This window comes from uncultured Pelagimonas sp. (genome assembly GCF_947498515.1).
Lineage (GTDB): Bacteria > Pseudomonadota > Alphaproteobacteria > Rhodobacterales > Rhodobacteraceae > Pelagimonas.
Genome location: NZ_CANMKO010000002.1, coordinates 521,097 through 544,272, shown reverse-complemented (window position 1 = coordinate 544,272; position 23,176 = coordinate 521,097). Strand labels below are relative to the sequence as shown.

Genomic DNA, 23,176 nt, shown 5'->3' with positions numbered 1-23,176 from the left:
AAACCCCACCCTACGGATTTTTGAAAGGGTGGGGTTTTTCCCCGCCCTTTGGTGTTTTGGAGGCGTTTACCCACGCATTGCGTGATGTAACAGGATCGGCACCGCCAAATCCTCTTCATCCGACAGATGGCGGTTCAAAAAGCCGCCGATCCCGTCAACGGTTTCCCTAAGCTTTCCGGCCTCATCATGCATCTGTGCGGGTTCTAGCGTCGCAAGCTGCACGATCCGGGTTCCGGTGCGATTGAACTGATCCAAAAGCCCATCCAAAGCATCGTGATCCGCTTCTAGCATTTCAAGCCCGCGGGCAAAGCGGGGATCGGCGGCCTCCAACTCTGGAAAGAACGCACGATCCTCCCAAGTATGATGGCCATGCAGATTGTTGAACAAAAGGTTGCCGAAATGCGCCAACCGCGCCGCATAGGTGCGATCTTCTAGCGCGTGCTCCAAGTAATCTTGGGTGTCTTGCAAGATTTGCCCCGTCAGCCCGCGAAACATTTGGTGGGCTCCCATCCAGTTTTGAATGGAGCGTGCGAAATTCGGATGCTCTTGCCAGCCATCGCGTGGCAATATCCGCAGCAAAGCCTGCATCTCATCGGGCAGGCCCTGCCGTGTGGTGATGTCATATTGGGTCATGGCATCCAGATAGGTGTTCGTTATAACATAACAAACGTCGCTGGGCGCACAGCGATGGCGCGTAGGTGCTCAGCGCAGGCGCAATAAACCCATCAAGGCGCGCCATTGCCCAAGGGCAAGACCGGCCAAAATCATCACAAGCGCGATGTAGAACCTAACGGGGAGGTCTTCGCCCAAGAGCCAAGCGCCATAGATCATCGCCCAGATCGGCACCTGATAATTGACCAATGTCATAAACACCGACCCCGCGCTTTGGATAACCCGGATACGCAAAAGGTTCATCGCAGCGGTTTGCATTAGGCCGAGCATCAAGATCGCGCCGCCGGGGCGGATGCCTTGCCAATCGGGAACGCCTTCGACCCACAGCATCAAGGGGATCAACACAACCGCGCCAACCGTCATGGTCAGGGCGGTCAACGTAAGCGGAGCGATTGGCGGGCATTTGCGGGTGAGGACCGACGACACCGAGTAACAAAACGCCGCCGCCAAACAGGCGAGTTGCGCCAAGGGGGCGGTGGATTGACCAAGCTCCAACAAGCCCGGCCCGATAAGGATCAAAGCGCCGCAAAAGCCAACGGCAACACCCGCCGCCCGCCGTGGGATCATCCGCTCATCACCCCAGAAATGCGCCAAAACCAAAACCATCAAGGGGATCGTGGCCATGGCCAAGCCGCCGAAGCTTGACGGGACATGTTGCAACCCCCAGCTCAGAAACAAAAACGGTACGGCGGTGGTTAGTAGGCCCAGAATGATGATCGAACGCCAAAGGCCGGGTTGCGGGTCCGGAAGGCCCTGACCGGCAAAGGGCATCGCAATCAGCAACACCAAAGCCCCAAGGGCGGTGCGCGCGGTTGCAACGGTGATGGGCCCATAGCCTTCTAGTGCCACCGACATGAACATAAATGCACTGCCCCAAACGAGGGCGAGAATGCAGATAGACAGCCAGTCGGTGCGTGTCGCGGTGTCGGTCATGGGGCCTCTAAGTGTTTGGTTAGAGCGGCAAGCCAAATGGTCTGAGCGACCTGTGGAATTGTTTTACGTTCCATCATGTTGAACACTATTTTGTGCGGCCGCCTTAGTTCTTGAATTTCTTTTGGCCAGAGCGCGATGGATATCTTGAAAAGCGCCATGGCTTCCTCGCTATCCCCAAGCTCTGCATGTGCAATCGCACGGGATCTTAAGAGGCCGTTTTTACCTCCGGGTTCTTTGCGGGCTTCGGCGGGGGAAAAATAGAAAACAACCTTCGCTCTGCGCTCCGCACGATCACAAAATTCCAAGCGTTCAGTGGGTGGGATGTCTGTATTGGCGCACTTACGGATAAAACTGGAGTACTGCACCAAGAAGTAGAAAGCGCTCAGAAAGAGAATAGGGAAGACGATCCAGATGGACATCTTGATACGTTTTTCAAGCTCATCCGCTCGCCGTTCTCGATCTGTATACATCGCACCACCTCAAAAAATGGGGGTGCCCCAATATCTAGGGCACCCCTCGTTTGACTAGGTTACGGTTCAAACCGCAAGGCGCTTAGTTGCGCTCTTTGTCAACCATTTTACCAGCAGAGATCCACGGCATCATGCCGCGTAGTTTTTCGCCGGTGGCTTCGATCTGGTGCTCGTCGTTGTGACGGCGGGCTGCTTTGATGGTTGGCTGACCAACCGCATTTTCCAGCATGAAGTCACGTACGAACTTGCCGTCCTGAATATCGGTCAGAACGTCTTTCATACGGGCTTTGGTTTCGTCGTAGTTGAGGATACGTGGGCCGGTGACATACTGGCCGTATTCTGCGGTGTTGGAGATCGAGTAGTCCATGTTGGCGATGCCGCCTTCATAGATCAGGTCAACGATCAGCTTCACTTCGTGCAGGCACTCGAAATAGGCCATTTCTGGTGCGTAACCCGCTTCAACCAGAGTTTCAAAGCCACAACGGATCAGTTCAACCAGACCGCCGCACAGAACCGCTTGTTCGCCGAACAGGTCGGTTTCACATTCTTCGCGGAAGTTGGTTTCGATGATGCCCGAGCGGCCGCCACCGATGGCGGAGCAATAGGACAGGCCGATTTCCAGCGCTTTGCCGGTTGCATCGCGGTCAACAGCCACAAGACAAGGCACGCCGCCGCCTTTGGTGTATTCGCCGCGCACGGTGTGACCGGGGCCTTTGGGGGCCATCATGATCACGTCGATGCCTTCTTTGGGTTCGATCAAACCAAAGTGGACGTTCAGGCCGTGGGCGAATGCGATGGCAGCGCCTTCACGGATGTTGTCGTGAACGTATTTCTTGTAGGTTTCGGCCTGCAATTCGTCGGGCATTGTGAACATGATCACATCGGCCCAAGCAGCGGCTTCGGCGATACCCATGGTCTTAAGGCCTTCGCCTTCGGCTTTTGCGATCGAAGGGGAGCCTTCGCGCAGCGCAACAACAAGGTTCTTCGCGCCACTGTCGCGCAGGTTCAGCGCGTGGGCGTGGCCTTGCGAGCCGTAGCCGAGAATGGCAACTTTTTTGTCTTTGATGATGTTCACGTCGCAATCGCGGTCGTAGTAAACGCGCATGATGATAATCCTTATCAGCGTGGTGTTGTTTGGTTGAGGGCCACAATAGGGGTTTTGCGCCGGTGAAAACAGCAAAACACATAGGGTTTCAGCCTAAATCGGAGTTTTCATGCGTCATTGTGAGTGTTATGTAGGTATTCATGCTTGATGACACCGATCGGCGCATTCTGCGCTACTATCAATCCGATCCCGAAGCCCCCGCCGCACGGTTGGCCGAATCCGCCGGTGTGACGGCCACGACGCTATCGCGCCGGTTAGATCGGATGCGCGACACCGGTGTTCTCAAGGGCGTGCGCAATGTCATCAACTGGCCCGCCTTGGGCTACGAGGTCGAGGTGTCCTTGCGCGTCACGCTAGATAAAACCGAGGCCCGCGCCTTTGATGAATTTATCCCCGCCGCGCGTTTGGTGCCCGAAGTCATTGAAATTCAAACCTTCCTTGGACAGGTTGATGTTCGTCTGTCGGTGATTGCCCGCGATATGGCGCATTATCAACAGCTGTATCGAGAGCAATTGTTGGTCCTGCCGCATATCAATGACATCGAAGCCTTGATGCAGGTTGCCCGCGTCAAAGGGCAAGAGGCGCTGCCGATATGACAAAGCCCGGTTTTTCAGGCGATTGGAAAGGCGGCTACGGTTCCACCCTCCCAATTGGGCACATATTGCGCCATGAGCATGGTCGTAGTTGGACCCGTTTTCATGCGCTCCCCGGTTCAAAGCGCTACGCAGAAACGACGCAAGACCAGCACGTTATTCTTGAACGTGCCGAAGCGTTGTCCACTGCTCTCTTTGGTGGTTGTGCAGATATGTGGCTAGTGTCTGTTGTGTTTCTGTTTGGGACGGACGCACCGAAAACGATCACTCTGGCCAACGATACCCTTGTCCTTGAGTTGCAATCCTGTGCCTCTCCGACGGCAGACACTTTTGACGATGACGTAACCAGTATCGGCATTTACGCCAAACAGGTGGATCTGAATTGTCAGGGGCTGCGGCTTCTTTGGCATGAAATTGCAGAAGACGTCAAAAGAGCACTGCTATTCGATCCGGTTAGCCACAGAGTATTTGCGCCTTACGATGGAGGGTTTGATCTTTTCCTAGAATCGGGCGCGCCCAAAAGGGATTTCGAAGCCAAGTTCCCTGATTGGATGCCAAACACGGGGGGCAATTGTGATTGATCTTGATGACATTGATCGCGCATTGATCCGGGCATTGGCCGAAGACGCGACGCGCAACGCCGGGGCCTTGGGACGTGACCTAGGTCTGTCGCAACCGGCCTGTTGGCGACGGATTAAGCGGCTCAAAGAGGCGGGGGTGTTTCGCGGCACCCGACTAGAAGTTGATGCCGCCGCTTTGGGGTTTGGCGTCACGGTGTTTTTGGGGGTGAAACTTGCCACCAAGGGGCGCGTGTCTTTGGAAGACTTTGAGCGCGCTGTCACCGCGATCCCCGAAGTGCAGACCGTGGAACACGTGCTTGGCCTCTATGATTATCGCCTGCGCGTTGTCGCCCGTGATATTTCCGATTTTGAAAGGGTGCTGCGCCGCCGAGTGATGACCTTGCCGGGTTTGGGCAATGTCGAGGCAAATGTGCTGTTGTCCGAAGAACGCCGCCCCGGACCAATCTGAGCCGCTTTGATCCCCCTTTGATCCCGCGCCAAGCTGCGCTAGGCATGATCTCAACGAAATAGGAGATCATCATGGCGCTGCTTGATAACGTGGACCCGAACGGGCTCGAAGAATTTTCGGTTGTCTTTACCGACCGCTCCCTCAACCATATGTCGGCCGCGTTTCAGCAAGTGATGCGCGACATTTCCGGCATGTTGAAAGAGGTCTATAAGGCAGATGCGGTGGCCTTGGTGCCCGGTGGCGGGACCTTTGGGATGGAAGCGGTGGCCCGTCAATTTGGCCGCAATGCCAATGTTTTGGTGGTGCGCAACGGTTGGTTTTCGTTCCGTTGGAGCCAGATTTTTGACGCCGGAGGCTTTGCCGATACAACCGAAGTGATGAAGGCACGCCGGACAGGAAACAGCGCCGATGCGCCCTTTGCCCCGGCTCCTATCGAAGAGGTTGAGGCTAAGATTGCCGAGTTAAAACCCGATCTGGTTTTTGCTCCGCATGTTGAAACGTCGTCTGGGATGATCTTGCCGGACGATTATATCACCCGGATGTCGGCCGCGGCACACGCGGTTGGTGCGTTGATGGTTTTGGATTGCATCGCGTCGGGCTGTGCCTGGGTCGACATGCAGGCCACCGGTGTCGATGTGTTGATCTCGGCCCCGCAAAAGGGCTGGTCTTCGACCCCCTGCGCCGGCTTGGTGATGATGTCGGAGCGCGCCGTGGCGCGGATGGGCGAAACGGAGTCCGATAGCTTTGCCGTTGATCTCAAGAAATGGCACAGCATCATGGCGGCCTATGAGGGCGGTGGACATGCCTATCACGCGACCATGCCGACCGAAGGGTTGGTGATGTTTCGGGACGCGATGATCGAGACCCGTGACTATGGGTTTGAAAAGCTGCGTGAGGCGCAGTTTGAGCTTGGCAATACTGTGCGCGCGGTTTTGGCCGACAAAGGTGTCCGTTCGGTCGCGGCAGACGGATTTGGCGCGCCGGGCGTTGTGGTCAGCTATACAAGTGATCCAGAAGTCCAATCCGGGCGTGCCTTTGCGGCGCGGGGGATGCAGATTGCCGCGGGTGTTCCATTGCAGTGCGATGAGGGCGAAGGGTTTTCGACCTTCCGCCTTGGCTTGTTCGGATTGGACAAGCTTTATGACGTGGATGCGACCGTGGCGCGGTTGCGCAACGTATTGGACGAGGTTCTTTAACCCCGCTGGGGGCGTGGCCCCGACCGCCGATGGCGACCACCCATGAGTTTATTTGGAAAGATGAAGCAAAGGGCTTGGCTTAGCCCTTTGCCCCCAGACCAAGTTGCATCAAGGTTTTGCGAACCGGTTTGACACTATAAAGCGCATTTAGCGCAGCGGCGCGGGTATCGCGCAACAACGGGTTGGAAATCATCGACGTTTTGTTGAGCACGGTGATGCCTGCGACCCGGGCGCGGATATCTGTGATGCGGGCGCGGTGATAGGCGTCGAGCATTTTGGCATCCCCCAATGTGTCGGGGCTGGCGATGGCAAGGTCGCGCAACGCTGTGATGTCCTTGAGGCTCATGTTAAGACCCTGCGCGCCAATCGGCGGGACGACATGCGCCGCTTCGGCCACAAGGGCAAGGCGTTGCGCGCACAGGTGGTCGGCTTCTTGGGCAATGATCGGCCAGATGGTGCGCTGAGAGGCGATTTTCAACGGGCCAAACAGGTGACAGCTGCGCGTCGACATGGCGGATTCGAGGTCTTCGTCAGAAAGTGCCATCAGGGCTTCGGCCTTGGGCCCTTCTTCCATCCATACCACTGCAGATGAAGGTCTACCGTTGAAATCTGGCAATGGGACAAGGGTGAAGGGGCCGCCCGTACGGTGAATTTCGGTAGATACATTGTCGTGTGGGATCGGATGCGTGACGGCAAAGGCAAGGGCCTTTTGCCCGAACCGTGTGGTTTTCACGTCTATGCCGGCGGCTTTGCGCATTGGCGAATTACGCCCGTCAGCGGCGATTACCAAACGTGTGCGCACACGCGATCCATCGGATAGGCCGACGCGCGCCTCCGCTTCGCGGGTAAACAGAGTGGTTGTTGCTGTGCCGGGGCGAAAATCAACATTGGGCAAGGCATCTAATTGTGCCGCCATTTCGCGGCGGAGCAGCCAGTTGGGCAGGTTCCATCCAAAGGGCAAATCCGAAATATCAGAGGCGTCGAAATCTTTGGTGACCCTTGGCTCCGGCTCGGGTCCACCCGCATCGACAATCCGCATGGTTTGAAGCGGCATGGCGTGATCGGCAAGGCGATCCCAAAGACCGGTTTCTGCTAAAAACGCCTGAGCAGGTTGTAAGAAAGCTGTGGTGCGAAGGTCGGCACCAGCCGCCTCGCGGTCTGTGACGGGCGGCATTGGGTCAAGGCAAAGCACCGAAAACCCGGCCTGTGCAAAGGTGGCGGTTGCGGTCAGCCCAGCAATCCCGCCACCTGAAATTACGATGTCAAAATCCATGGCCGCCTCGTCTTTGCTCTTCTTGCCCTGATATGTAGGGCAACGAGGGGCAAAGTGCCATGCGGCCAAAGTGATTTTGACTTAGCCGCCGACCATGATGATCAGCAAGATGACGTAGATCACCGGAACCAAGACAACAGCGGTCATGGACAGTCCGACCAAACCGAATAAAGCGGTGTTCACAGCCAAAAGAGCAACAAGCGCCAGCGCAATAAGATAGGCCCATTTTTCCGTTGCGGCGGTTTTGTCTTCGGCGGCGTCTACGGGGGTGATTGTTGCGTCGGTCATGGCGATCTCCAATGAATGAGCCCTCCATCTAACGGAGAATGCTGCACTGCGGCATTAGCAAAAGGTCGCAGATTCGGTTTTGTGATCAACTAGGTCAATTGCGTGAGAAACTGAGAGAGGTCGTCCGTGTGGTGATGTATGTGATCCGCAGGGGTCGCGGTCGGAGCGACATGTACGGTGCGCATGCCCATGGCATGAGGGGCCGCCAAGTTGCGCGGATCATCTTCGAACATTGCTGCCGTTTCTGGCGACAATCCGTCAAGGCCAAACACCCGTTCAAAGGCCAGTGCCTCGGGTTTGGGGGAATAGCCCGCGTGTTCAACACCATAGATGGCATCAAATGCGGTATCCAACCCACGGGCGCTTAGGACACGGGCCGCGTAGGGTGCGCTGCCATTTGTATACACAATCCGACGACCGGGGAGGCGTTTGATCAAATCCGCAAGATTGGGATCGGGTTCAAGCACGTCAAAAGAAATGTCATGGACCTCGTGCAAATAGCCGTCAGGATCGATGTCATGTTCGCGCATCAGCCCGGCAAGCGTTGTACCATGGTCGCGCCAATAATCGCGGCGCAACTGATCGGCCTTGGCTTGGTCAACACCAAGGGTGCGCATCACAAATGCGGTCATCTTGGCTTCGATCTGTGGGAACAGCTCTTGGCTTGGGGGATAGAGGGTGTTGTCGAGGTCAAACACCCAAGTACGAACATGATCGAAATAACGCTTTGGCATGGGGTTCATCTACGGCAGGGCGGGCGTTGTGGCAATGGACTGCTTGAAACTTGGGCCGTGCCGCGCTTAACGTGTCGCAATGCGACAAGGAGAGGCGCGATGAACCAGGGGAAAATCAGTCATGTCAAAGGCAACAAAGATGCCTACACTCTGATCCTGGAGGCGATTGACAGCGGGTTGTATCGACCCGGGGATCGGTTGGTTGAAAGTGAGTTGGCCGAACGGTTTGGGGTTTCCCGCACACCTATTCGCGAGGCGCTGCAACGATTGGAAACGCAGTCTCTTTTGGCGCGCGACGGTCGGTCTTTGATTGTGGCGTCGCTGGATCACAACCAAATGGCCGAACTCTACGCCGTGCGCACCGAGCTAGAGGGGCTCGCGGCGCGGTTGGCGGCGCGTCATGCCACCGAAGAAGAGGTGCAAGTTCTACGTGACATGGTCGAGGAAGATCGTGCCTTGATGGACAATCCGCAAGCTCTTGCCCGCGCCAACCGCCGCTTTCACACCATGATCCACAAGGCGTCACACAATCGGTTTTTGGTTCAGCAGTTGGATCTTGTCCATCGCTCTATGGCGTTGATGGCGACAACATCCTTGGCGGCGGAAGGGCGCGGCGAGGATGCTTTGTCAGAGCACAATGCCATTGTTGATGCAATCGCACGGCGCGACGAGGATGCGGCGTATAAGGCGCTTCGCGATCATATTTCTGTGGCCTTTGTGACGCGTTTGAAATTGGATGCCAGCCAGCAGATGGATTGATAGTTGAGGCCACCTCTAGTGGTGGTTCAAATCTCCGCCCGGTTCGTCAGGCTCGGAATGGCCATGCTCGGTTTTATCCCAATAAAACGGTTTGGTCAGGGTTTCCCAGACCGCCTTGTATGCGGCGATCGTTCCCAGCGGGAAATAGGCAAACAAGGTTGGGACCCACGGCACCAGGCTACGATGTGGGCTGCGAGAAATCGCTGCGTAGCCGATAAGAATGGTGATCGCTTCCGCGAACAAGAAGATACCAGTGAGAATTTTGGCTTGGGTCACGTCCAAAACGCCGTTCAAAGGGTGGGGCAATCCGAATAGGATAAGCCAAAATGACCAAAGGATAGGAGCCATGGTGAATTGCACCAAGGTTGTCAAAAAGATCAGCTGCACACCCGCAAATTTCCACCCACCCAGATCGGCGTATAATTTCCGTGGGTTGCGGGTGTGGACCCACCACGTGATGCCATAGCCCTTGAGCCAACGTGACCGTTGTTTGACCCATGGCCAAAACCGGTTGTTTGCCTCTTCGCGTGTCACGGTCTGGATCAATTCGGTGCGATACCCATGTCGCGCCAACCTAATGCCCAAATCGGCATCTTCCGTCACATTATGTGCATCCCAGCCACAGACTTCCTCAAGGACATGTCGGCGAAAGAAGACCGTGGTTCCACCAAGGGGAACCGCAAAACGGAGTCGTGACAAGCCAGGTAACAGAACGCGAAACCAGCTGGCGTATTCAACGGCAAAACACCGCGACAGCCAATTGGCGCGCGGATTGTAGAAATCAAGAATTCCTTGCAAACACCCAACATCGGCAGGGGCGTCATGGAAATGCTGAACAACTTTGTTGATCTGGTCCGGTGCCGGGGCGTCTTCGGCGTCATAAATACCAACGATGTCGCCACGGGTGAAGCGGAACGCGTAGTTCAAAGCCCTCGGTTTGGTCATGACCTCGCCCGGGGGCACCTTGATGGTCCGTATCCATGGCGGCAATTGGGTTCGCGCTAGTGTTTCCAGTGTCGTGGTGTCCTCTTCCTCAAGGACCAAAACAATGTCTAGCAGGGTCTTGGGATAGGTCAGGCGCGACAAACGTTTCACCAAGGTTCCGGCAATTTGTCTTTCGCGGAACAGCGGGACAAGGATCGACACACGAGGCGGGTTTTCAGGCAGGACGGCTGGCTTGACGGGCTGTTGTTTGGGCAGGGCAAAAAAAGCCGCCACCTTGAGCCCTTGCGAGAGGATCAGCGATGTCAAAGCCAAGATCAAAGCCCCAGCAAAGAACACAACGGGTTGCCAATAAAGGATAGCGAAACACAGAACCGCGGCGGCCAAGGAAAAGTAGCGTGCGCTCTTGGTGCTGCTGCTTAGATCACGGCAGCTGGCCTCATCAGGGACCCATGTTTCGGCGTGACGCGCCAAAGCCGCGCCGTGTTGCGCCGCGATTTCGTCATGAATGTCGGCCTCCAAGGTCAACCCCATCATCACAGGGCCGATACCGGGCGGCAATTCGGGGAGAAGGGCTTCAAACTGATCGGGGCGTGAGGTTGCTAACACCAAGGTTTCGCCGATCCGCATCCATGGATAGACCCCTTTTTCAAGGCAAAAAGCCGCTGGCAGCACGCCAACCATATTCTCGGAAGGGGGATGGACATCGCGTCTTAGCGCCAAAGCGCCATAGTGCTGGGCCTGTGCCTCAAGCACTTCTTGGCGTGATACGATCGCTTCGGCGGCAACAACATGATCGAAAGGTTGATTGAGACGATCAGCTTCGGCCAGTGCGCCTAGCATAACACGCGGCGCAATCTGACCGTTTTCAGTCAAGATATGACTTACCGGTTGGCCGCGTTTGCTGCCTGCTTGTGTCAACAAGCGTTCCGCCATGTCCAGACGTTGCGTGCTCATAACCCTACCGCTTCAAAGCTGACAGGAAAATGGCATGCAAAGCCTTAATAGTTGGTTAATTTTTGCCTAGGAACCTTCGGCCATTGACGCGGCAAATCGCTCAAAAAGGTAAAAACTATCTTGAGGTCCCGGCGACGCCTCTGGGTGCTGTTGCACAGAGAACACAGGGCGGTCCTGAAGGCGAATGCCACAGTTCGAACCATCAAACAAAGAGACATGCGTTTCGACCACACCATCAGGCAGGCTTTGGGCATCTACGGCAAAGCCATGGTTCATTGAGGTGATCTCAACCTTGCCCGTGTCATGTTCTTTGACCGGGTGGTTGGCCCCATGGTGACCGTGGTTCATTTTGATGGTCTTTGCACCAAGGGCCAGGGCCAACATCTGATGCCCCAAGCAAATCCCAAAGAGCGGCAGCTCGGTTTTATCAAGCAGTTCTTTGATCATCGGAACGGCGTATTCACCGGTCGCGGCGGGGTCACCCGGGCCGTTGGACAAAAACACACCATCTGGATTGTGGGACATGATGTCATCAAAGGTGGCTGAGGCCGGCAAAACCATCACATCACACCCCGCCGACGCAAGACAGCGCAGGATGTTGCGTTTGGCCCCGAAATCCACGGCGACAACTTTGTGTTTGGGGTCTTTCTGACGGGGGTATCCATCCGGCCAAGCCCACCGCATTTCATCCCAGCGATAGCTTTGAGCACAGGTCACATCCTTGGCCAGATCAAGCCCTTCAAGCCCGGCAAAGGCACGGGCTTTGGCAACCAGCGCTTCGATATCGAAATTGCCATCCGGATCATGGGCAAGGGCCACATGCGGCGCGCCTTGCTGGCGAATTGCGCGGGTCAAGCGCCGGGTATCAACGCCGCCAATGGCAATCCGCCCACGCGCCGCAAGCCAATCCGAGAGCTCAGACACGGCACGCCAGCTTGAACTTTGTGTTGGAGCCCATTTCACCACCATACCTTCGGCCACCGGATCGCCGGTTTCGTCATCCTCGGGTGTGGTGCCTGTGTTGCCGATATGGGGAAAGGTAAAGGTCACAATCTGCCCGGCATACGACGGGTCCGTCATGATTTCCTGATAGCCGGTCATCGCCGTGTTGAAACACAATTCGGCGGTGGTTTGTCCGGTCGCGCCAAACCCCTGTCCCATGAAAATGGTTCCATCAGCAAGCGCTAGGCATGCGGTTGGTTTGGTCTGGGCAGCAGACATGTCGACTCTCCGGGCATTTGGCAAATTGCGCGGAAACTACGGCGCGGCGAGGGCAGGGTCAAGGGGGGAGGTGAAATGAATAATCGTTTTAAAACAGCACTTTAAGATGCTGCTCTCGACTGTTGCCATGTCGGGGGGCTTGGGGTACGTTTCGGGCTTGGGCCAGAAACTTGGTCCGACAATGGGGACGGGATAGCTCATGGAACTGCGTGCACGCGTTATGGCGTCGATAAAACAAGCGATGAAGGACAAGGCCACGGCCCGTCTCTCGACGCTCAGACTGATCAGCGCAGCGATCAAGGATCGCGATATTGCGGCTCGGGCCGAAGGGAATGACGACGGGGTGGATGACACCGAAGTGTTGGCAATCCTTGGGAAAATGGTGAAACAACGGCGCGAAAGCGCGCGCACCTACGAAGAGGGCAACCGGCTTGATCTGGCGGAGCGCGAGTTGGCCGAGATTGAGGTGATCGAAGAATACCTCCCCAAAGCGCTAAGTGATGCCGAAGTCGACAAAGCCGTCGCGGATGCGGTGAGCGAAGTCGGCGCAGAATCAATTCGCGACATGGGGCGTGTCATGGGCGCGCTCAAGGCGAAATATACCGGTCAGATGGATTTTGGTGCGGTTGGCCCCAAAGTCAAAGAGCGTCTCGCCGCTGGTTAACTTGGCGTCAGCCCATCTGGGCTGACACATCATTACGCCTCGGGTTGCGGAAACCCTTCGGCGATTTCGGCCAATGCGTCGGGATCGTCGATGCGAAACCGTTCGACAAAGCGGGTCTTGAAACCAACCCGCCCGCGCCGTGCGCCAAAATTCTCACCATGATTTAACACATAAAGCACCGCAGGCATCGACAGCGGCGCAAGGCTGTGCCCGGCCAAATCGGCCAAATAGGGAAACATCCTGTGTTCATGCGCCGTCATGGCGCGCAAAAAGGCGGTGCTTTGCGGAAGAGCGGGATCATGGGCGATGGCCGCACAGGACCCGCAAAGTTTCCAGAACGGTTTGCGCAAAGGTTCCCTGAGCGTCGGAGCATCCGCCAAGGCGATCACCCCGGTGCCCGCATCCATGACATAGCCCGCCTCAACCAGATAGCCGCCGGGGGCCTGACGGGTTAGCATTTCGTTGACAACGCCCTGACGTAGCAGGTCATCGGCGTCAAAGCTCATCACATAGCCGGGGGCCAAATCCATATTTGGCAAATGATCACAAAGCGCCGCCAGTTTGCGCCACTTGTCGTTGCCGGGTTCGGGGTCATAAAAGGGCAAATAGCTGATGCGCGGATCATCGGGGAGGGTTGGGCGTTCTTGGCAACAGATCACCGCATTCCAATGCGAATTGTCCTGCGCCAACAAACATTGCAGCGTCGCGTTCAGGCGTTCAACAACGCCGGGCCAATCGCCAACATGATGCGGGCCGACTAGCGGGATGAGGAACGTGACCTGTTTGCGTTGCGGCGGCACGTAATGCGCTTCTTCGGCGCGCAATTCCAAGGCCGCGATTTCGCTTTCGACCGGGTTTAGGCGTATCATCAGCGGGGTCGCCCCCAAAGACGCCGCAAGTTTGAGAGCAGCGCGATGCGGTTTTGATGTCGCGGGGGCCTGAGCCATAGTGCACCATTTATATCAGGGATGCGCCATCTGGCGAATCCGGTCGCTGAGTTCGGCATAAAGCGCCGTCCTCTCGTCTTCGCTCAGAAACGCGCCAAGCTCAACCTCTCGTCCGCCGCCTTTTAGGGTCACATAGTTGGGAACCGGCCCGCCGGTTGGGTGCAAGGACAGTTTGACCCAATAGGTCTGTGCCTCCCAACTCTGGCTCTCGCCTTTTGTCGGGGTGTGGGTCAGGCGGGTCATGTCCGGGGTTAGGGTCAGCACTTCGATAATCTGGCGATCGCGACCATTTTTGCGCAGCGCATAATAAAGCGCGGCCGTTGCCGCCAGCATAAAGGGCAACAACCCCCAAAACAATTTGGTCCCCATCACCGCGATCAACGGCATCGATGCAAAGAGAAAGAACCCTAAAATCATCGCCGCAAACCCCTCGGGCTTGAGCGCATTATAGGGCCACAAGTGCAACTCGGCATGGTCAGGGGAAGGGGGCGTGTCGGTCCAGCGATAAGGCATAGGAGCGAAATTAATACATTCCCCTTGGATGTTAAGGGACAAGGTGCCGCGCCTTGCCCCCAAAGGGCGTTGCGTTTACCCGGCACAAGCCGCGTTGAAATGCTCGACAAACAGCAAATCCCAGCTGCCGCCATAGCCCTGATACATCATCTCGGCCATGTCTTCGTAGCCTTCCCAATTGTGGTGGTTTAGCTCAACTTGCGTTTCGCTGGCGCTAATTGGGGTAAAGGTCACGTCGACATGCCCGGTTTTGTCCTCGGGCAGGCCCATGTGAAAGGTCATCTGCAAAAACGCATGTGGCTCGAACTTCAAAAAGGTGCCCCAATGCCATTCTTCGTCATCAAGGGCCGTTTCAACGATGCGGCCGCCTTCGCGGGCCTCGACCGTTAGTTTTTTCGCCGGGCCACCGGCGCGCATCAGCGACATAGAGCGTTTTTCTAACGGCCACCAGCTTGCCATATCGACAAAGATGTCAAAGGCTTTGTCCTGTGAACAGGGGACCGTGATGGTTTTGACAATCGGTTCCAACATGAGATGTCCTTTTTAATTGGGTTTTGTGCGGCGGCGGACTTCGGCGGCATAGGCCCCCAAAGCATCGCCCCAAAATTGATCGAGATAGTCGCGCAAAGCCGCCAATCCAGCGGTGTCAAGGTGGTAGATGCGCCGCGTGCCCTGCGCCTCGGCGCGAACCAACTGCGCCTCAGACAACACTTTCAGGTGTTGGCTGACGGCTGGTCGGCTAATGGGTTGGGTTTTGGCAAGTTCGGCGACACTGCGCGGCTGAGCCGCGACCGCTTCAAACAAGGCGCGCCGGGTTGGATCGCTTAGCGCGGTTAGGGTTTTCTGTGACGGCGAATCTTTGTAAGTCATAACTTACCGTAAGTGTGAGCTAACTTAAAGATCAAGTCTCTTTTGTCACGAGGAATAGCTGGGCGTGGAGTAGGTGCTCAGTGATCAGAGCCAAAATGCTCGGAAAAGCTGGCCGTCAAAGAGCCTAGGCCCCCGGTGTTGAGGTGCCATGTGCCTTGGCCTAGGGTGTCGATCACAAGAAGGTAACAGTGGAAAGCACAGGGATCATGATTGCCTATGTCACAGTCGGTGCCGATGACATCGCGCGCGCCAAGCGGTTCTACAACGCGATGCTTCCGGCTTTGGGCTACAGTCTTAAAGAAGGGCCCGAGGGGTTAAGTTATGCCTTGCCCGTCGAGGCGGGGCAGCGCCCGGTGCTGCCAGATTTCTATGTCAAACCAACCTTTGATGGTCGCCCAGCGTCGGCGGGCAATGGGGCGATGGTCGCCTTTGAAGCCCTCAATCAGAAACAAGTGCGTGACCTTCACGCCGCAGCGCTTGAAGCCGGCGGAGCCGATGAGGGGCAGCCGGGATTTCGCGCCGCCTATGGGCCGAGCTTTTACGTTGGCTACCTACGTGACCCGCAAGGCAACAAAATCGCGCTGTTTTCGAGCAACCCAAACGAACCGGGACGCGATGGATAACGCCTGACTGCTGCCTCACGTATCATTTGTTCGCAACTTGCGCGATTAAGCCCCGGTGTGAACCGCCTATTTGGGGGGCTTGTTCCACTGATTTCCCGCCGCTTCCCAGGCTTTGTAGCGTTTGCGATACTCTTGCAGCTCAGCCGTCGGCAGCGGGTCGCGCGGATCGCCGCTTAGGGCATAGCCCATGCCTTCGATATACCATTTTGGCAGCTGATAGCTTGCCTGACGCACGCCAAATTGTTCGTTCTGGATGTGGTGGATCATTTCATGGCGCAGCGTATAGCCATGCCAACCATCTTCGCGGATCAAAATTCCATATGTGCCAAGGGTAAGCGCCTGACTGTGATCATCGCCAAACTGCGCCGAACAGGATTTTGTTGAACAAAACAGAACCCTCGGGCGGTTTTTGAAGGGAACAAACTGCCCCTGTACGGTGCGCGCCGCATCGGCATAAAGACGTTCGGCCTTCTGCTTTTGAGCGACATCTTCCAAACAGATCGACGCGCTGACACAGGTCAGGCCGTATTCCTGTGGGGCCAGAATGCGCCCGGCTTTGTCCGGCGTGCAGGCCACAAGCGCCATCGCCAGTCCACAAACCCAAATTGTACTTTTAAACATATGCCCAAGGCCCATTTTCCGCGTCGTTTCAAGGCGAGTGTGTCAAACAACGCTGGATTTGACCATGGCGGATTTAGCGCGGCTGAACCTGCCATTCTCTGGTGCACCATGTGCGCTCTCCCGAGCCTTGCTCGGCAACGGAGAGGCAGGTTTTGTTAAAGGCTTGCAAGCCAAAAAAGGACACCGCGCAGGCGATGGCAATCAATGAAAACAACGTAAGCTCCCCCAAAGCCGCGCGGTTTGGATGTGAGTTGCGTCGCCACAACACCAAGGAAAGGGCGAAAGGCGAGAAAAAGATCAGGCCTTGGACAAGGATAGAGCGGGGCGGGGTTCGCCATGCGCCATACTCTACCGGGACCACCATTTCGGTGACAAATATCCACGACATAAGCGCAAAGAAACCGAGCCAGATGACCTTGGCCCAAATGCTTTTGGGAAAGACTGGGAGAAGGAAGAGCGCAAATGTACCGCATAGGCCGACCAGTGCGATGAAGAGAATAGAGAAGGCGGGGATAAACATGGGCGGTCGCCAGTTGGGAATAGATGACCTGTCTTTGCCGGGCAGGGAGGGACGTGACCATGACAAGGGTCAAGACATCAGGTTGAGGTGGCGTTTTCAGTGAAGGGCAGGAGCCAAACAGCCAAGCTGCCTATCGTCACTCCTTTGCTGCGACGGTCCGCCGGACGCAAAAAGGCCCCGCGAAACTCGCAGGGCCTTTTCGATTTTCAGATTAGGATCACCCGATTAGTGGGCTGGACCCTTGTCCCAGTCTTCCTGCTTTGGAAGCTGCTCGAACGTGTGCTCGGGCGGAGGCGACGGCAGGGTCCATTCCAGGGTGTCTGCGTATTCGTTCCAAGGGTTGTTCTCGGTCGCTTTGGCACCGGCGCGCAGGGCGTAGATGACGATCCCGAAGAACAGCAAGAACGAGGCAAAGGACAAGAACGCACCCAGCGACGACCAGTAGTTCCATGTGGCAAAGGCCTCAGGATAGTCGATGTAGCGACGTGGCATGCCCTGACGGCCCAAGAAGTGCTGAGGGAAGAAGGTCAGGTTGGCACCGATGAAGAACATCCAGAAGTGGATGTGGCCCAGCGTTTCCGAATACATCCGGCCTGTCATCTTGGGGAAGTAGAAGTAGATCCCTGCAAAGATGGCAAAAACTGCGCCCAGCGACATCACGTAGTGGAAGTGTGCAACCACATAGTAGGTATCGTGGTAACCACGGTCGACGCCCGCCTGCGAAAGAACAACACCGGTGACACCACCAATGGTGAACAGCATCAGGAAGCCCAGAGCGAACATCATTGGTGTTTTGAATTCAACCGAACCGCCCCACATGGTGGCAATCCAAGAGAAGACTTTCACACCGGTTGGAACCGCGATGACCATGGTGGCCAGCATGAAGTAAGACTGCTGACGCAGGCTCATGCCGACGGTGTACATGTGGTGCGCCCAAACAACAAAGCCCAAGGCCCCAATCGCGATGATCGCCCAAACCATAGGCAGGTAGCCAAAGACCGGCTTGCGCGAGAAGGTCGCAATTACGTGGGAGATGATACCAAAGCCCGGCAGGATCACGATGTAGACTTCGGGGTGACCGAAGAACCACAGGATGTGCTGGTACAGGATTGGATCGCCGCCACCGGCAGGATCAAAGAAAGTGGTGTCAAAGTTACGATCGGTCAGCAACATGGTGATCGCGCCGGCCAAAACAGGCAGTGACAGCAGGATCAGCCAAGAGGTGACAAAGATCGACCAAGAGAACAGTGGCACCTTGAACAGGGTCATGCCGGGGGCACGCATGTTCAGGAAGGTGGTGATCATGTTGATCGCACCAAGGATGGACGAGGCACCCGAGACGTGAACCGCAAAGATCGCCAGATCCATCGAGTAACCTTGCTCATTGGTCGACAAAGGTGGGTAGAGAACCCAACCAACACCGGAGCCAAGCTGACCGTTACCACCGGGCGAGAAAACCGAGCAAACCGCGAGGGTTGTACCGGCAACATAAAGCCAGAAGGACAGGTTGTTCATCCGAGGGAAGGCCATGTCCGGTGCGCCAATCTGCAACGGCATGAAATAGTTGCCAAAACCGCCGAACAGCGCCGGAATAACCACGAAGAACATCATTAGGATGCCGTGGCCGGTGATCAGCACGTTCCAGAGATGCCCGTTGGGGGTACATTCCTCAACCGTGCGGGCGATCAGGAACCACCCTTCTTGACACATATACTGAACGCCGGGCTCCATAAGCTCCATGCGCATGTATACGGTGAAAATAACTGAAACCAGACCCACAAGGGCCGAGACGATCAGGTAAAGAATCCCGATGTCTTTGTGGTTTGTGGACATGAACCAGCGGGTAAAGAACCCCCGGTTGTCCTCATGCTCGTGGCCGTGAATGGCGGCGTCTGCCATATCGTGCCTCCCTTTTGTCCCTACAATAGCGGGCGCGAAGAGAATCCCATCGCGCCCGTAAATTCTATTCATGTTTTAGAAGGTGATCTTTTGGTCGGCAACGGTGGTATTTGACGCAGATCAAACAATTTTGTCGCAGGGGGTGGATGATTTTGCCCAAACCGGGCGTTCAACCGGTTTTAGACCGGAAATTTCGGTGCCGACGCGTCGCTGGGCGCTTCCTAGCTTCAAAAAAATCGAGGTCGTTTTTTGAGACTGGAACATCAGCCACAAGCGCCGCAAATTCCGTGCACGGAATTTAAAAATCCATGCATGGATTTTGTTGCGCGCCGCGAGAGCAAAAAGCGCCTCACAAAGCGCGCAACATGTCGACGGGCAGGGGGGTTAAGCCGCCAGCGTGACTTTTTCTTCTACCAACTGCTCGGCGACAACATGCGGGGGCAGGCCAGTTTTGGCCGCCTCTGTCAAAATCGCATCAAGATTAGCCGCCAAGGCCTGCAACTTGCCTTCCAGCCACTCGGGCCCTTGGGCTTCGCCAAGGATTTCCGGCGTCGCATTGATGATGCCCCCGCCATTGGCCACAAAATCAGGTGCGTAAAGTATCCCGCGCGCCGCCAGACGGTCACCATCTTCGGGCGTCGCCAATAGATTGTTGGCCGCGCCACAGACCATTTTGCACGTCAGGGTTGGAATTGTCGCTTCATTCAACACGGCGCCGATGGCGCAGGGGGCAAAAATATCGACGTCTTGGCTGTAAATCTCATCCAACCCAACAACTTTGGCGTTAAAGGCGACAACTGCCTCGTCCAACGCCTCTTCGCTGACATCGGTTACAATCAACTCGGCCCCGGCTTCGTGCAACATATCGGCCAAATGCATGCCGACATGGCCCAAACCCTGCATCGCGACGCGTTTACCCGCCAGATCAGTGCTGCCAAACCGGTGTTTAGCGGCAACTTGCATCGACAAAAATACGCCGCGTGCTGTGATGGGCGAAGGATCGCCGGAGGCACCGGGAAGGCCCGCAACATAGGGTGTCTTGCGCGCAATGACGGCCATGTCGTCGGGGGTCATGCCCATATCTTCGGCAGTGCGATAGGCTCCGCCAAGCGTATCAACGGCCTCTCCAAAGGCTTCGAGAAGCTCCGGTGTCTTTTGTGTCGCAACATTGCCGATGATCACTGCTTTGCCGCCACCTAAGGCCAAATCGGCCGCGGCGTTCTTAAGCGTCATGCCGTGGGACAGGCGCAGCACATCGACCAATGCGTCGTCAAAGCTCGCGTATTCGCGCATTCGCAATCCGCCAGCGGCCGGGCCACGTGCGGTCGAATGGATCGCGATCAAGGCGCTCAACCCGCCGGGCAGGTCTTGAATATGCACAACGCGTTCATGGGTAGATATGGGCAATTCGGTGATGGTCATGTAGGGTCCTCCTCAGATTGAAACAGGATAGTCGCGGCTGTGGATGCTTTTTCACTATTGTTACCTGTCTTTTGAGGCATTATTGGCGGAAAGCTTCAATATTTAGAGACTGACGAGATAAAATGGATGACCTTGACCGCAAGATACTGAGACTCCTGCAACAGGATGGCCGTATTCGCATGGCAGATTTGGCCGAACAGGTCGGATTGTCACCAACCCCCTGCGCCCGCCGGGTTGCGCGTCTAGAGGAAGACGGGGTGATCACCGGTTATGGCGCGCGGGTTGATCAACGCAAAATAGGGCAGGCGGTCACCGTTTTTGTAACGCTTGAGCTGGATCGTCAAAGCGTTGAAGTGGTGTCGGAGTTCACCAAGCGTGTTGCACTCTTCGAAGAGGTGATGGACTGCCAGTTGATGACTGGCAGTCCGGATATCTTGATGCGGGTCGTTGTGCCCGACCTTGAGGCGTTTGATCGCTTCCTTCAATCGCGTCTTATGACGGTGCCGAATGTGCGCAATATGCGATCAAGCTTCACACTACGCACCCTAAGCCATCGCGCGGCCTTACCTATGACCGGACGGGTGCATTAACCCAGTTGCACCGACACACCGCCATCGACCAGCATCGGGGCCCCGGTGACAAAGCTCGCTCGCTCGGACAATAAAAACATCGCTGCCTGAGCGATTTCTTCGGGCTGGGCCATGCGCCGCATGGGGTGCAACCCATTGATAAGGGCATGCCCCTCGGGATCGTCACCCGCCATGGCGGTTTTGGTGCCGCCGGGAAGCAAGGCATTGACCCGAATTCCCTGTTGGGCGTGCTCATTGGCCAAAGATTGCACAAAGCCAATTAACCCGGCTTTGGCGGCGGCATAGGCGGACATCCCCGGAAGGCCGGCGTTGGAATAGCCAACAAAAGAAGAGGTGAAAACCAAGGCCCCACCGCTTTGCATCGCCGGAACCTGCGCCTTGGCCAGATAAAAGGCCGAGGTGAGGTTTGTCGCGATCACATCTTGCCAGTTTTGCGATGACATTTCCGAAACCGGCACCATGTCACCAACCATCCCAGCGTTGTTAAAAGCGCCATCTAATCCTCCAAAGACCTCCTTGGCATGATCCACCAGTTTCTGAGCGTAACTTTCATCGGTGACATCCCCGGCCAGGGCGGTTGCCTGACCATTGCTCTGGCGGATTTGCCCGGCAATTTGGTCCAGCTCAGCGGCGCGCCGTGCCCCCAACACGACATTTGCGCCATGTCTGGCGAATAACAAGGCCGCAGCCGCCCCAATACCGCTGCTGGCTCCGGTGATGATGATCGTTTTGTTTTTAAGGTCCATATCCTGTTCCTCTCGCGTTTCGGATGGGACGGGGATGGCCCATCGCCGACGGGCAAGGCGACCCGGATCATGCTGTTGCAAATCCGCGAGCAGGCATTGCGCAAGAAACGGAGTGGCTGTGTCAGGGTCAGGAATTCCTGACGGAGGTTTTCCGGACTGATGACATCGGTGCAAACAGCCTAAGTTGGGCTCAACTGCCAAACTCAACGACGAACAAAATAGCTCCCGCGCTGCATTTCCTGGGGGCAAGAACCGGAGACCACTCATGGCCTATTTTGACCCGAGCTTTGAAACACAATCCCCCCTGCGCCGAGGCCTTGGGGCTATGATCTCTCGTCTGACCGAAACGCCATTTGATGCACGCCAGCGCCGCTTGGCCGCGCGTGTCACCGAACTGCGCGCCTTGTCAGACGATCAGCTCGCGGCGATGGGTCTTACCCGCTCAGACATTCTGTTTCATGTGTTCGGAAGCCGTCGCTAACCGCGCGCACCCAAAATCCATGCATGGATTTTGTCACCGCGTGGGGCAGGCCGATCGTGTCACACCAGCGCCAAAGACCTCTTCAAAGCTGGATTTGAGCGCTACGTCGACATCATCCATGCTCACCGGTAGGCCAAGGTCGACCAAAGACGTCACACCATAATCGGTGATGCCACAGGGGACGATGCCATCAAAATGGCTCAAATCCGGTTCCACATTCACTGAAATCCCGTGAAAACTCACCCATTTGCGCAAGCGAATACCGATGGCGGCGATCTTGTCTTCGGCCATCGCGCCGGTGATCGTCTTGGGTTTGTTTGGTCGCTCGATCCAAACGCCAACACGCCCGTCCCGAATATGCCCCGTTAGTCCAAAATCACGTAGCGCCGCAATCACCCAAGCCTCAAGGTCGCGCACGAAACAGCGCACATCCCGGCCACGTTTCGACACGTCCAGCATCACATAAGCCACGCGTTGGCCCGGCCCGTGATAAGTATACTGACCGCCGCGCTTGCTTGGATAGACCGGAAAGCGGTCGGGATCTTTGAGATCCTCAACCTTGGCGCTGGTCCCAGCGGTATAGAGCGGCGGGTGCTCCAGCAACCAAATGCATTCCTCGGCATCGCCTGTCGCAATCTGTGCCGCGCGCTCTTCCATAAAGGCAAGGGCCTCTTCGTAAGACGTGAGGCCCTCGCTGATTTTCCATTCCACCATCTGATCGGCCCCTTCCACTCTCGGCGCGCCTCATCTCGACACGACATCGCATTTGAATGCCACAGATAAGGCAGGACGGGCGGATTTGCCATAAGGAGCGTGGATTGCATGCGCAGTTACAAAGGCGCATTTACCCCTGCGCGAGGTTTTTATCAGCCCAGGCCTTGCACCTGTCCCAAGTCGCCGGGCCAAACAGGATATTGGCAAAGCCATTGCTGGCCAAGATTTGCGACCCGGTGCCATAGGTTTGGGTACAGGCGATGTTCCACTGGGAATGATCATTATACTTCGCGCCAACCCAACATTGCTGCTCTGCCGAGGCAGCCCCAGCCAGTCCAATAAGGCCAATCGCAAGCGCCGCGCTTTTCATGGTGACCATGATGTCCTCCTTCCT

The 23,176-nt window shown here is 56.3% G+C and carries 29 protein-coding genes; 9 read left to right on the top strand and 20 right to left on the bottom strand.

Features of this window, described 5'->3' with window-relative positions; genetic code table 11:
• Positions 1–66: 66 nt before the first annotated feature.
• From Q1A43_RS06095 to ilvC, 4 genes are all read right to left on the bottom strand, one after another.
• Positions 67–633, bottom strand: a complete 567-nt coding sequence (locus Q1A43_RS06095; RefSeq protein ID WP_299933439.1) for a hemerythrin domain-containing protein — start codon at positions 631–633, stop codon at positions 67–69.
• Positions 634–702: 69 nt separating this feature from the next.
• Positions 703–1,605, bottom strand: coding sequence for a DMT family transporter (locus Q1A43_RS06090; RefSeq protein WP_299933437.1), 903 nt, complete (start codon positions 1,603–1,605; stop codon positions 703–705).
• Positions 1,602–2,024 carry a hypothetical protein gene (locus Q1A43_RS06085; protein WP_299927933.1) on the bottom strand — a complete coding sequence of 141 codons (423 nt, stop codon included), beginning with the start codon at positions 2,022–2,024 and terminating at the stop codon, positions 1,602–1,604. Before Q1A43_RS06085 ends, Q1A43_RS06090 begins: the two co-directional genes overlap by 4 nt.
• Positions 2,025–2,157: 133 nt before the next feature.
• Positions 2,158–3,180 carry a ketol-acid reductoisomerase gene (ilvC, locus tag Q1A43_RS06080; protein WP_299933435.1) on the bottom strand — a complete coding sequence of 341 codons (1,023 nt, stop codon included), beginning with the start codon at positions 3,178–3,180 and terminating at the stop codon, positions 2,158–2,160.
• A 140-nt stretch (positions 3,181–3,320) separates the two neighbouring features.
• Between ilvC and Q1A43_RS06075 the strand changes: the two genes are divergently transcribed.
• The 4 genes from Q1A43_RS06075 (at position 3,321) to Q1A43_RS06060 (ending at position 5,998) form a co-directional block, all read left to right on the top strand.
• Positions 3,321–3,776, top strand: coding sequence for an Lrp/AsnC family transcriptional regulator (locus Q1A43_RS06075; protein ID WP_299933434.1), 456 nt, complete (start codon positions 3,321–3,323; stop codon positions 3,774–3,776).
• On the top strand, positions 3,773–4,354 hold the full coding sequence (locus tag Q1A43_RS06070; protein WP_299933432.1) for a hypothetical protein: 582 nt from the start codon (positions 3,773–3,775) through the stop codon (positions 4,352–4,354). Before Q1A43_RS06075 ends, Q1A43_RS06070 begins: the two co-directional genes overlap by 4 nt.
• Positions 4,347–4,802 (top strand): Lrp/AsnC family transcriptional regulator, encoded by a 456-nt coding sequence (locus tag Q1A43_RS06065; RefSeq protein WP_299927921.1) that lies wholly within the window; start codon positions 4,347–4,349, stop codon positions 4,800–4,802. Before Q1A43_RS06070 ends, Q1A43_RS06065 begins: the two co-directional genes overlap by 8 nt.
• Positions 4,803–4,870: 68 nt before the next feature.
• A complete protein-coding gene (locus Q1A43_RS06060; RefSeq protein WP_299928075.1) occupies positions 4,871–5,998 on the top strand; it encodes an aminotransferase class V-fold PLP-dependent enzyme in 1,128 nt (375 codons plus the stop codon).
• A 79-nt stretch (positions 5,999–6,077) separates the two neighbouring features.
• Here Q1A43_RS06060 and Q1A43_RS06055 read toward each other — a convergent pair whose 3' ends face one another.
• The 3 genes from Q1A43_RS06055 to Q1A43_RS06045 all read right to left on the bottom strand — a co-directional run bounded on the left by Q1A43_RS06055 (position 6,078) and on the right by Q1A43_RS06045 (position 8,293).
• A complete protein-coding gene (locus tag Q1A43_RS06055; protein ID WP_299933431.1) occupies positions 6,078–7,271 on the bottom strand; it encodes a UbiH/UbiF family hydroxylase in 1,194 nt (397 codons plus the stop codon).
• A gap of 81 nt (positions 7,272–7,352) precedes the next feature.
• A complete protein-coding gene (locus tag Q1A43_RS06050; RefSeq protein ID WP_299927915.1) occupies positions 7,353–7,559 on the bottom strand; it encodes a hypothetical protein in 207 nt (68 codons plus the stop codon).
• An 89-nt stretch (positions 7,560–7,648) separates the two neighbouring features.
• Entirely contained in the window at positions 7,649–8,293 is a 645-nt protein-coding gene (locus Q1A43_RS06045; RefSeq protein WP_299933429.1) for a pyrimidine 5'-nucleotidase, read from the bottom strand.
• Positions 8,294–8,392: 99 nt separating this feature from the next.
• Here Q1A43_RS06045 and Q1A43_RS06040 point away from each other — a divergent pair, with 99 nt between their 5' ends.
• A complete protein-coding gene (locus Q1A43_RS06040; protein WP_299927909.1) occupies positions 8,393–9,052 on the top strand; it encodes a GntR family transcriptional regulator in 660 nt (219 codons plus the stop codon).
• A gap of 15 nt (positions 9,053–9,067) precedes the next feature.
• Here Q1A43_RS06040 and Q1A43_RS06035 read toward each other — a convergent pair whose 3' ends face one another.
• Together Q1A43_RS06035 and carA are read right to left on the bottom strand one after the other, a co-directional pair.
• Entirely contained in the window at positions 9,068–10,951 is a 1,884-nt protein-coding gene (locus tag Q1A43_RS06035; protein ID WP_299933427.1) for a glycosyltransferase, read from the bottom strand.
• 66 nt (positions 10,952–11,017) lie between these two features.
• Positions 11,018–12,172, bottom strand: coding sequence for a glutamine-hydrolyzing carbamoyl-phosphate synthase small subunit (carA, locus tag Q1A43_RS06030; RefSeq protein ID WP_299927902.1), 1,155 nt, complete (start codon positions 12,170–12,172; stop codon positions 11,018–11,020).
• Positions 12,173–12,371: 199 nt separating this feature from the next.
• Between carA and Q1A43_RS06025 the strand changes: the two genes are divergently transcribed.
• On the top strand, positions 12,372–12,836 hold the full coding sequence (locus tag Q1A43_RS06025; protein ID WP_299927900.1) for a GatB/YqeY domain-containing protein: 465 nt from the start codon (positions 12,372–12,374) through the stop codon (positions 12,834–12,836).
• 32 nt (positions 12,837–12,868) lie between these two features.
• Here the strand turns inward: Q1A43_RS06025 and Q1A43_RS06020 are convergent, their stop codons facing one another.
• The 4 genes from Q1A43_RS06020 to Q1A43_RS06005 all read right to left on the bottom strand — a co-directional run bounded on the left by Q1A43_RS06020 (position 12,869) and on the right by Q1A43_RS06005 (position 15,166).
• Positions 12,869–13,783: a hypothetical protein gene (locus tag Q1A43_RS06020; protein ID WP_299933425.1), complete on the bottom strand. Its 915-nt coding sequence runs from the start codon at positions 13,781–13,783 to the stop codon at positions 12,869–12,871.
• A 15-nt stretch (positions 13,784–13,798) separates the two neighbouring features.
• The gene (locus Q1A43_RS06015; RefSeq protein ID WP_299927894.1) at positions 13,799–14,296 is read right to left on the bottom strand and encodes a DUF2244 domain-containing protein; all 498 of its coding nucleotides are present in this window, start codon (positions 14,294–14,296) and stop codon (positions 13,799–13,801) included.
• A 75-nt stretch (positions 14,297–14,371) separates the two neighbouring features.
• A complete protein-coding gene (locus Q1A43_RS06010; protein WP_299933423.1) occupies positions 14,372–14,827 on the bottom strand; it encodes an SRPBCC domain-containing protein in 456 nt (151 codons plus the stop codon).
• 12 nt (positions 14,828–14,839) lie between these two features.
• Positions 14,840–15,166 carry a metalloregulator ArsR/SmtB family transcription factor gene (locus Q1A43_RS06005; RefSeq protein WP_299927890.1) on the bottom strand — a complete coding sequence of 109 codons (327 nt, stop codon included), beginning with the start codon at positions 15,164–15,166 and terminating at the stop codon, positions 14,840–14,842.
• Between the two features lie 206 nt (positions 15,167–15,372).
• On the opposite strand from Q1A43_RS06005, the gene Q1A43_RS06000 reads away from it, so the two are divergent.
• The gene (locus Q1A43_RS06000) at positions 15,373–15,789 is read left to right on the top strand and encodes a VOC family protein (RefSeq protein WP_299933525.1); all 417 of its coding nucleotides are present in this window, start codon (positions 15,373–15,375) and stop codon (positions 15,787–15,789) included.
• A gap of 66 nt (positions 15,790–15,855) precedes the next feature.
• Here the strand turns inward: Q1A43_RS06000 and Q1A43_RS05995 are convergent, their stop codons facing one another.
• The 4 genes from Q1A43_RS05995 to Q1A43_RS05980 form a co-directional block, all read right to left on the bottom strand.
• A complete protein-coding gene (locus tag Q1A43_RS05995; RefSeq protein ID WP_299927888.1) occupies positions 15,856–16,410 on the bottom strand; it encodes a hypothetical protein in 555 nt (184 codons plus the stop codon).
• A gap of 73 nt (positions 16,411–16,483) precedes the next feature.
• Positions 16,484–16,930: a hypothetical protein gene (locus Q1A43_RS05990; protein WP_299933421.1), complete on the bottom strand. Its 447-nt coding sequence runs from the start codon at positions 16,928–16,930 to the stop codon at positions 16,484–16,486.
• A gap of 225 nt (positions 16,931–17,155) precedes the next feature.
• On the bottom strand, positions 17,156–18,829 hold the full coding sequence (gene ctaD / locus Q1A43_RS05985) for a cytochrome c oxidase subunit I (RefSeq protein ID WP_299927884.1): 1,674 nt from the start codon (positions 18,827–18,829) through the stop codon (positions 17,156–17,158).
• A gap of 384 nt (positions 18,830–19,213) precedes the next feature.
• On the bottom strand, positions 19,214–20,251 hold the full coding sequence (locus tag Q1A43_RS05980) for a Glu/Leu/Phe/Val dehydrogenase dimerization domain-containing protein (protein ID WP_299933419.1): 1,038 nt from the start codon (positions 20,249–20,251) through the stop codon (positions 19,214–19,216).
• Positions 20,252–20,373: 122 nt separating this feature from the next.
• Between Q1A43_RS05980 and Q1A43_RS05975 the strand changes: the two genes are divergently transcribed.
• Positions 20,374–20,841 carry an Lrp/AsnC family transcriptional regulator gene (locus tag Q1A43_RS05975; RefSeq protein WP_299933417.1) on the top strand — a complete coding sequence of 156 codons (468 nt, stop codon included), beginning with the start codon at positions 20,374–20,376 and terminating at the stop codon, positions 20,839–20,841.
• On the opposite strand, the gene Q1A43_RS05970 is transcribed toward Q1A43_RS05975, so the two are convergent.
• A complete protein-coding gene (locus tag Q1A43_RS05970; RefSeq protein ID WP_299933415.1) occupies positions 20,838–21,587 on the bottom strand; it encodes an SDR family oxidoreductase in 750 nt (249 codons plus the stop codon). The two genes, Q1A43_RS05975 and Q1A43_RS05970, sit on opposite strands and share 4 nt — an antisense overlap.
• A 265-nt stretch (positions 21,588–21,852) precedes the next feature.
• Between Q1A43_RS05970 and Q1A43_RS05965 the strand changes: the two genes are divergently transcribed.
• On the top strand, positions 21,853–22,068 hold the full coding sequence (locus Q1A43_RS05965) for a hypothetical protein (protein WP_299927872.1): 216 nt from the start codon (positions 21,853–21,855) through the stop codon (positions 22,066–22,068).
• Between the two features lie 33 nt (positions 22,069–22,101).
• On the opposite strand, the gene lipB is transcribed toward Q1A43_RS05965, so the two are convergent.
• Both lipB and Q1A43_RS05955 read right to left on the bottom strand, forming a co-directional pair.
• Positions 22,102–22,782: a lipoyl(octanoyl) transferase LipB gene (gene lipB / locus Q1A43_RS05960; protein WP_299933413.1), complete on the bottom strand. Its 681-nt coding sequence runs from the start codon at positions 22,780–22,782 to the stop codon at positions 22,102–22,104.
• Between the two features lie 130 nt (positions 22,783–22,912).
• Positions 22,913–23,161, bottom strand: a complete 249-nt coding sequence (locus Q1A43_RS05955) for a hypothetical protein (RefSeq protein ID WP_299933411.1) — start codon at positions 23,159–23,161, stop codon at positions 22,913–22,915.
• Positions 23,162–23,176 lie beyond the last annotated feature (15 nt).

Coding starts and splice junctions, on each gene's coding strand:
- Q1A43_RS06070 (WP_299933432.1), top strand. CDS start 3,773: ATGACAAAGCCCGGTTTTTCAGGCGATTGGAAAGGCGGCTACGGTTCC.
- Q1A43_RS06000 (WP_299933525.1), top strand. CDS start 15,373: ATGATTGCCTATGTCACAGTCGGTGCCGATGACATCGCGCGCGCCAAG.
- Q1A43_RS05990 (WP_299933421.1), bottom strand. CDS start 16,930: ATGTTTATCCCCGCCTTCTCTATTCTCTTCATCGCACTGGTCGGCCTA.
- Q1A43_RS06040 (WP_299927909.1), top strand. CDS start 8,393: ATGAACCAGGGGAAAATCAGTCATGTCAAAGGCAACAAAGATGCCTAC.
- ctaD (WP_299927884.1), bottom strand. CDS start 18,829: ATGGCAGACGCCGCCATTCACGGCCACGAGCATGAGGACAACCGGGGG.
- Q1A43_RS06055 (WP_299933431.1), bottom strand. CDS start 7,271: ATGGATTTTGACATCGTAATTTCAGGTGGCGGGATTGCTGGGCTGACC.
- Q1A43_RS06010 (WP_299933423.1), bottom strand. CDS start 14,827: ATGTTGGAACCGATTGTCAAAACCATCACGGTCCCCTGTTCACAGGAC.
- Q1A43_RS06090 (WP_299933437.1), bottom strand. CDS start 1,605: ATGACCGACACCGCGACACGCACCGACTGGCTGTCTATCTGCATTCTC.
- carA (WP_299927902.1), bottom strand. CDS start 12,172: ATGTCTGCTGCCCAGACCAAACCAACCGCATGCCTAGCGCTTGCTGAT.
- Q1A43_RS06050 (WP_299927915.1), bottom strand. CDS start 7,559: ATGACCGACGCAACAATCACCCCCGTAGACGCCGCCGAAGACAAAACC.
- Q1A43_RS06020 (WP_299933425.1), bottom strand. CDS start 13,783: ATGGCTCAGGCCCCCGCGACATCAAAACCGCATCGCGCTGCTCTCAAA.
- Q1A43_RS06075 (WP_299933434.1), top strand. CDS start 3,321: ATGCTTGATGACACCGATCGGCGCATTCTGCGCTACTATCAATCCGAT.
- Q1A43_RS05995 (WP_299927888.1), bottom strand. CDS start 16,410: ATGTTTAAAAGTACAATTTGGGTTTGTGGACTGGCGATGGCGCTTGTG.
- Q1A43_RS06005 (WP_299927890.1), bottom strand. CDS start 15,166: ATGACTTACAAAGATTCGCCGTCACAGAAAACCCTAACCGCGCTAAGC.
- Q1A43_RS06015 (WP_299927894.1), bottom strand. CDS start 14,296: ATGCCTTATCGCTGGACCGACACGCCCCCTTCCCCTGACCATGCCGAG.
- Q1A43_RS06095 (WP_299933439.1), bottom strand. CDS start 633: ATGACCCAATATGACATCACCACACGGCAGGGCCTGCCCGATGAGATG.
- Q1A43_RS06025 (WP_299927900.1), top strand. CDS start 12,372: ATGGAACTGCGTGCACGCGTTATGGCGTCGATAAAACAAGCGATGAAG.
- ilvC (WP_299933435.1), bottom strand. CDS start 3,180: ATGCGCGTTTACTACGACCGCGATTGCGACGTGAACATCATCAAAGAC.
- Q1A43_RS06085 (WP_299927933.1), bottom strand. CDS start 2,024: ATGTCCATCTGGATCGTCTTCCCTATTCTCTTTCTGAGCGCTTTCTAC.
- lipB (WP_299933413.1), bottom strand. CDS start 22,782: ATGGTGGAATGGAAAATCAGCGAGGGCCTCACGTCTTACGAAGAGGCC.
- Q1A43_RS05980 (WP_299933419.1), bottom strand. CDS start 20,251: ATGACCATCACCGAATTGCCCATATCTACCCATGAACGCGTTGTGCAT.
- Q1A43_RS05965 (WP_299927872.1), top strand. CDS start 21,853: ATGGCCTATTTTGACCCGAGCTTTGAAACACAATCCCCCCTGCGCCGA.
- Q1A43_RS05975 (WP_299933417.1), top strand. CDS start 20,374: ATGGATGACCTTGACCGCAAGATACTGAGACTCCTGCAACAGGATGGC.
- Q1A43_RS06045 (WP_299933429.1), bottom strand. CDS start 8,293: ATGCCAAAGCGTTATTTCGATCATGTTCGTACTTGGGTGTTTGACCTC.
- Q1A43_RS05970 (WP_299933415.1), bottom strand. CDS start 21,587: ATGGACCTTAAAAACAAAACGATCATCATCACCGGAGCCAGCAGCGGT.
- Q1A43_RS06035 (WP_299933427.1), bottom strand. CDS start 10,951: ATGAGCACGCAACGTCTGGACATGGCGGAACGCTTGTTGACACAAGCA.
- Q1A43_RS05955 (WP_299933411.1), bottom strand. CDS start 23,161: ATGGTCACCATGAAAAGCGCGGCGCTTGCGATTGGCCTTATTGGACTG.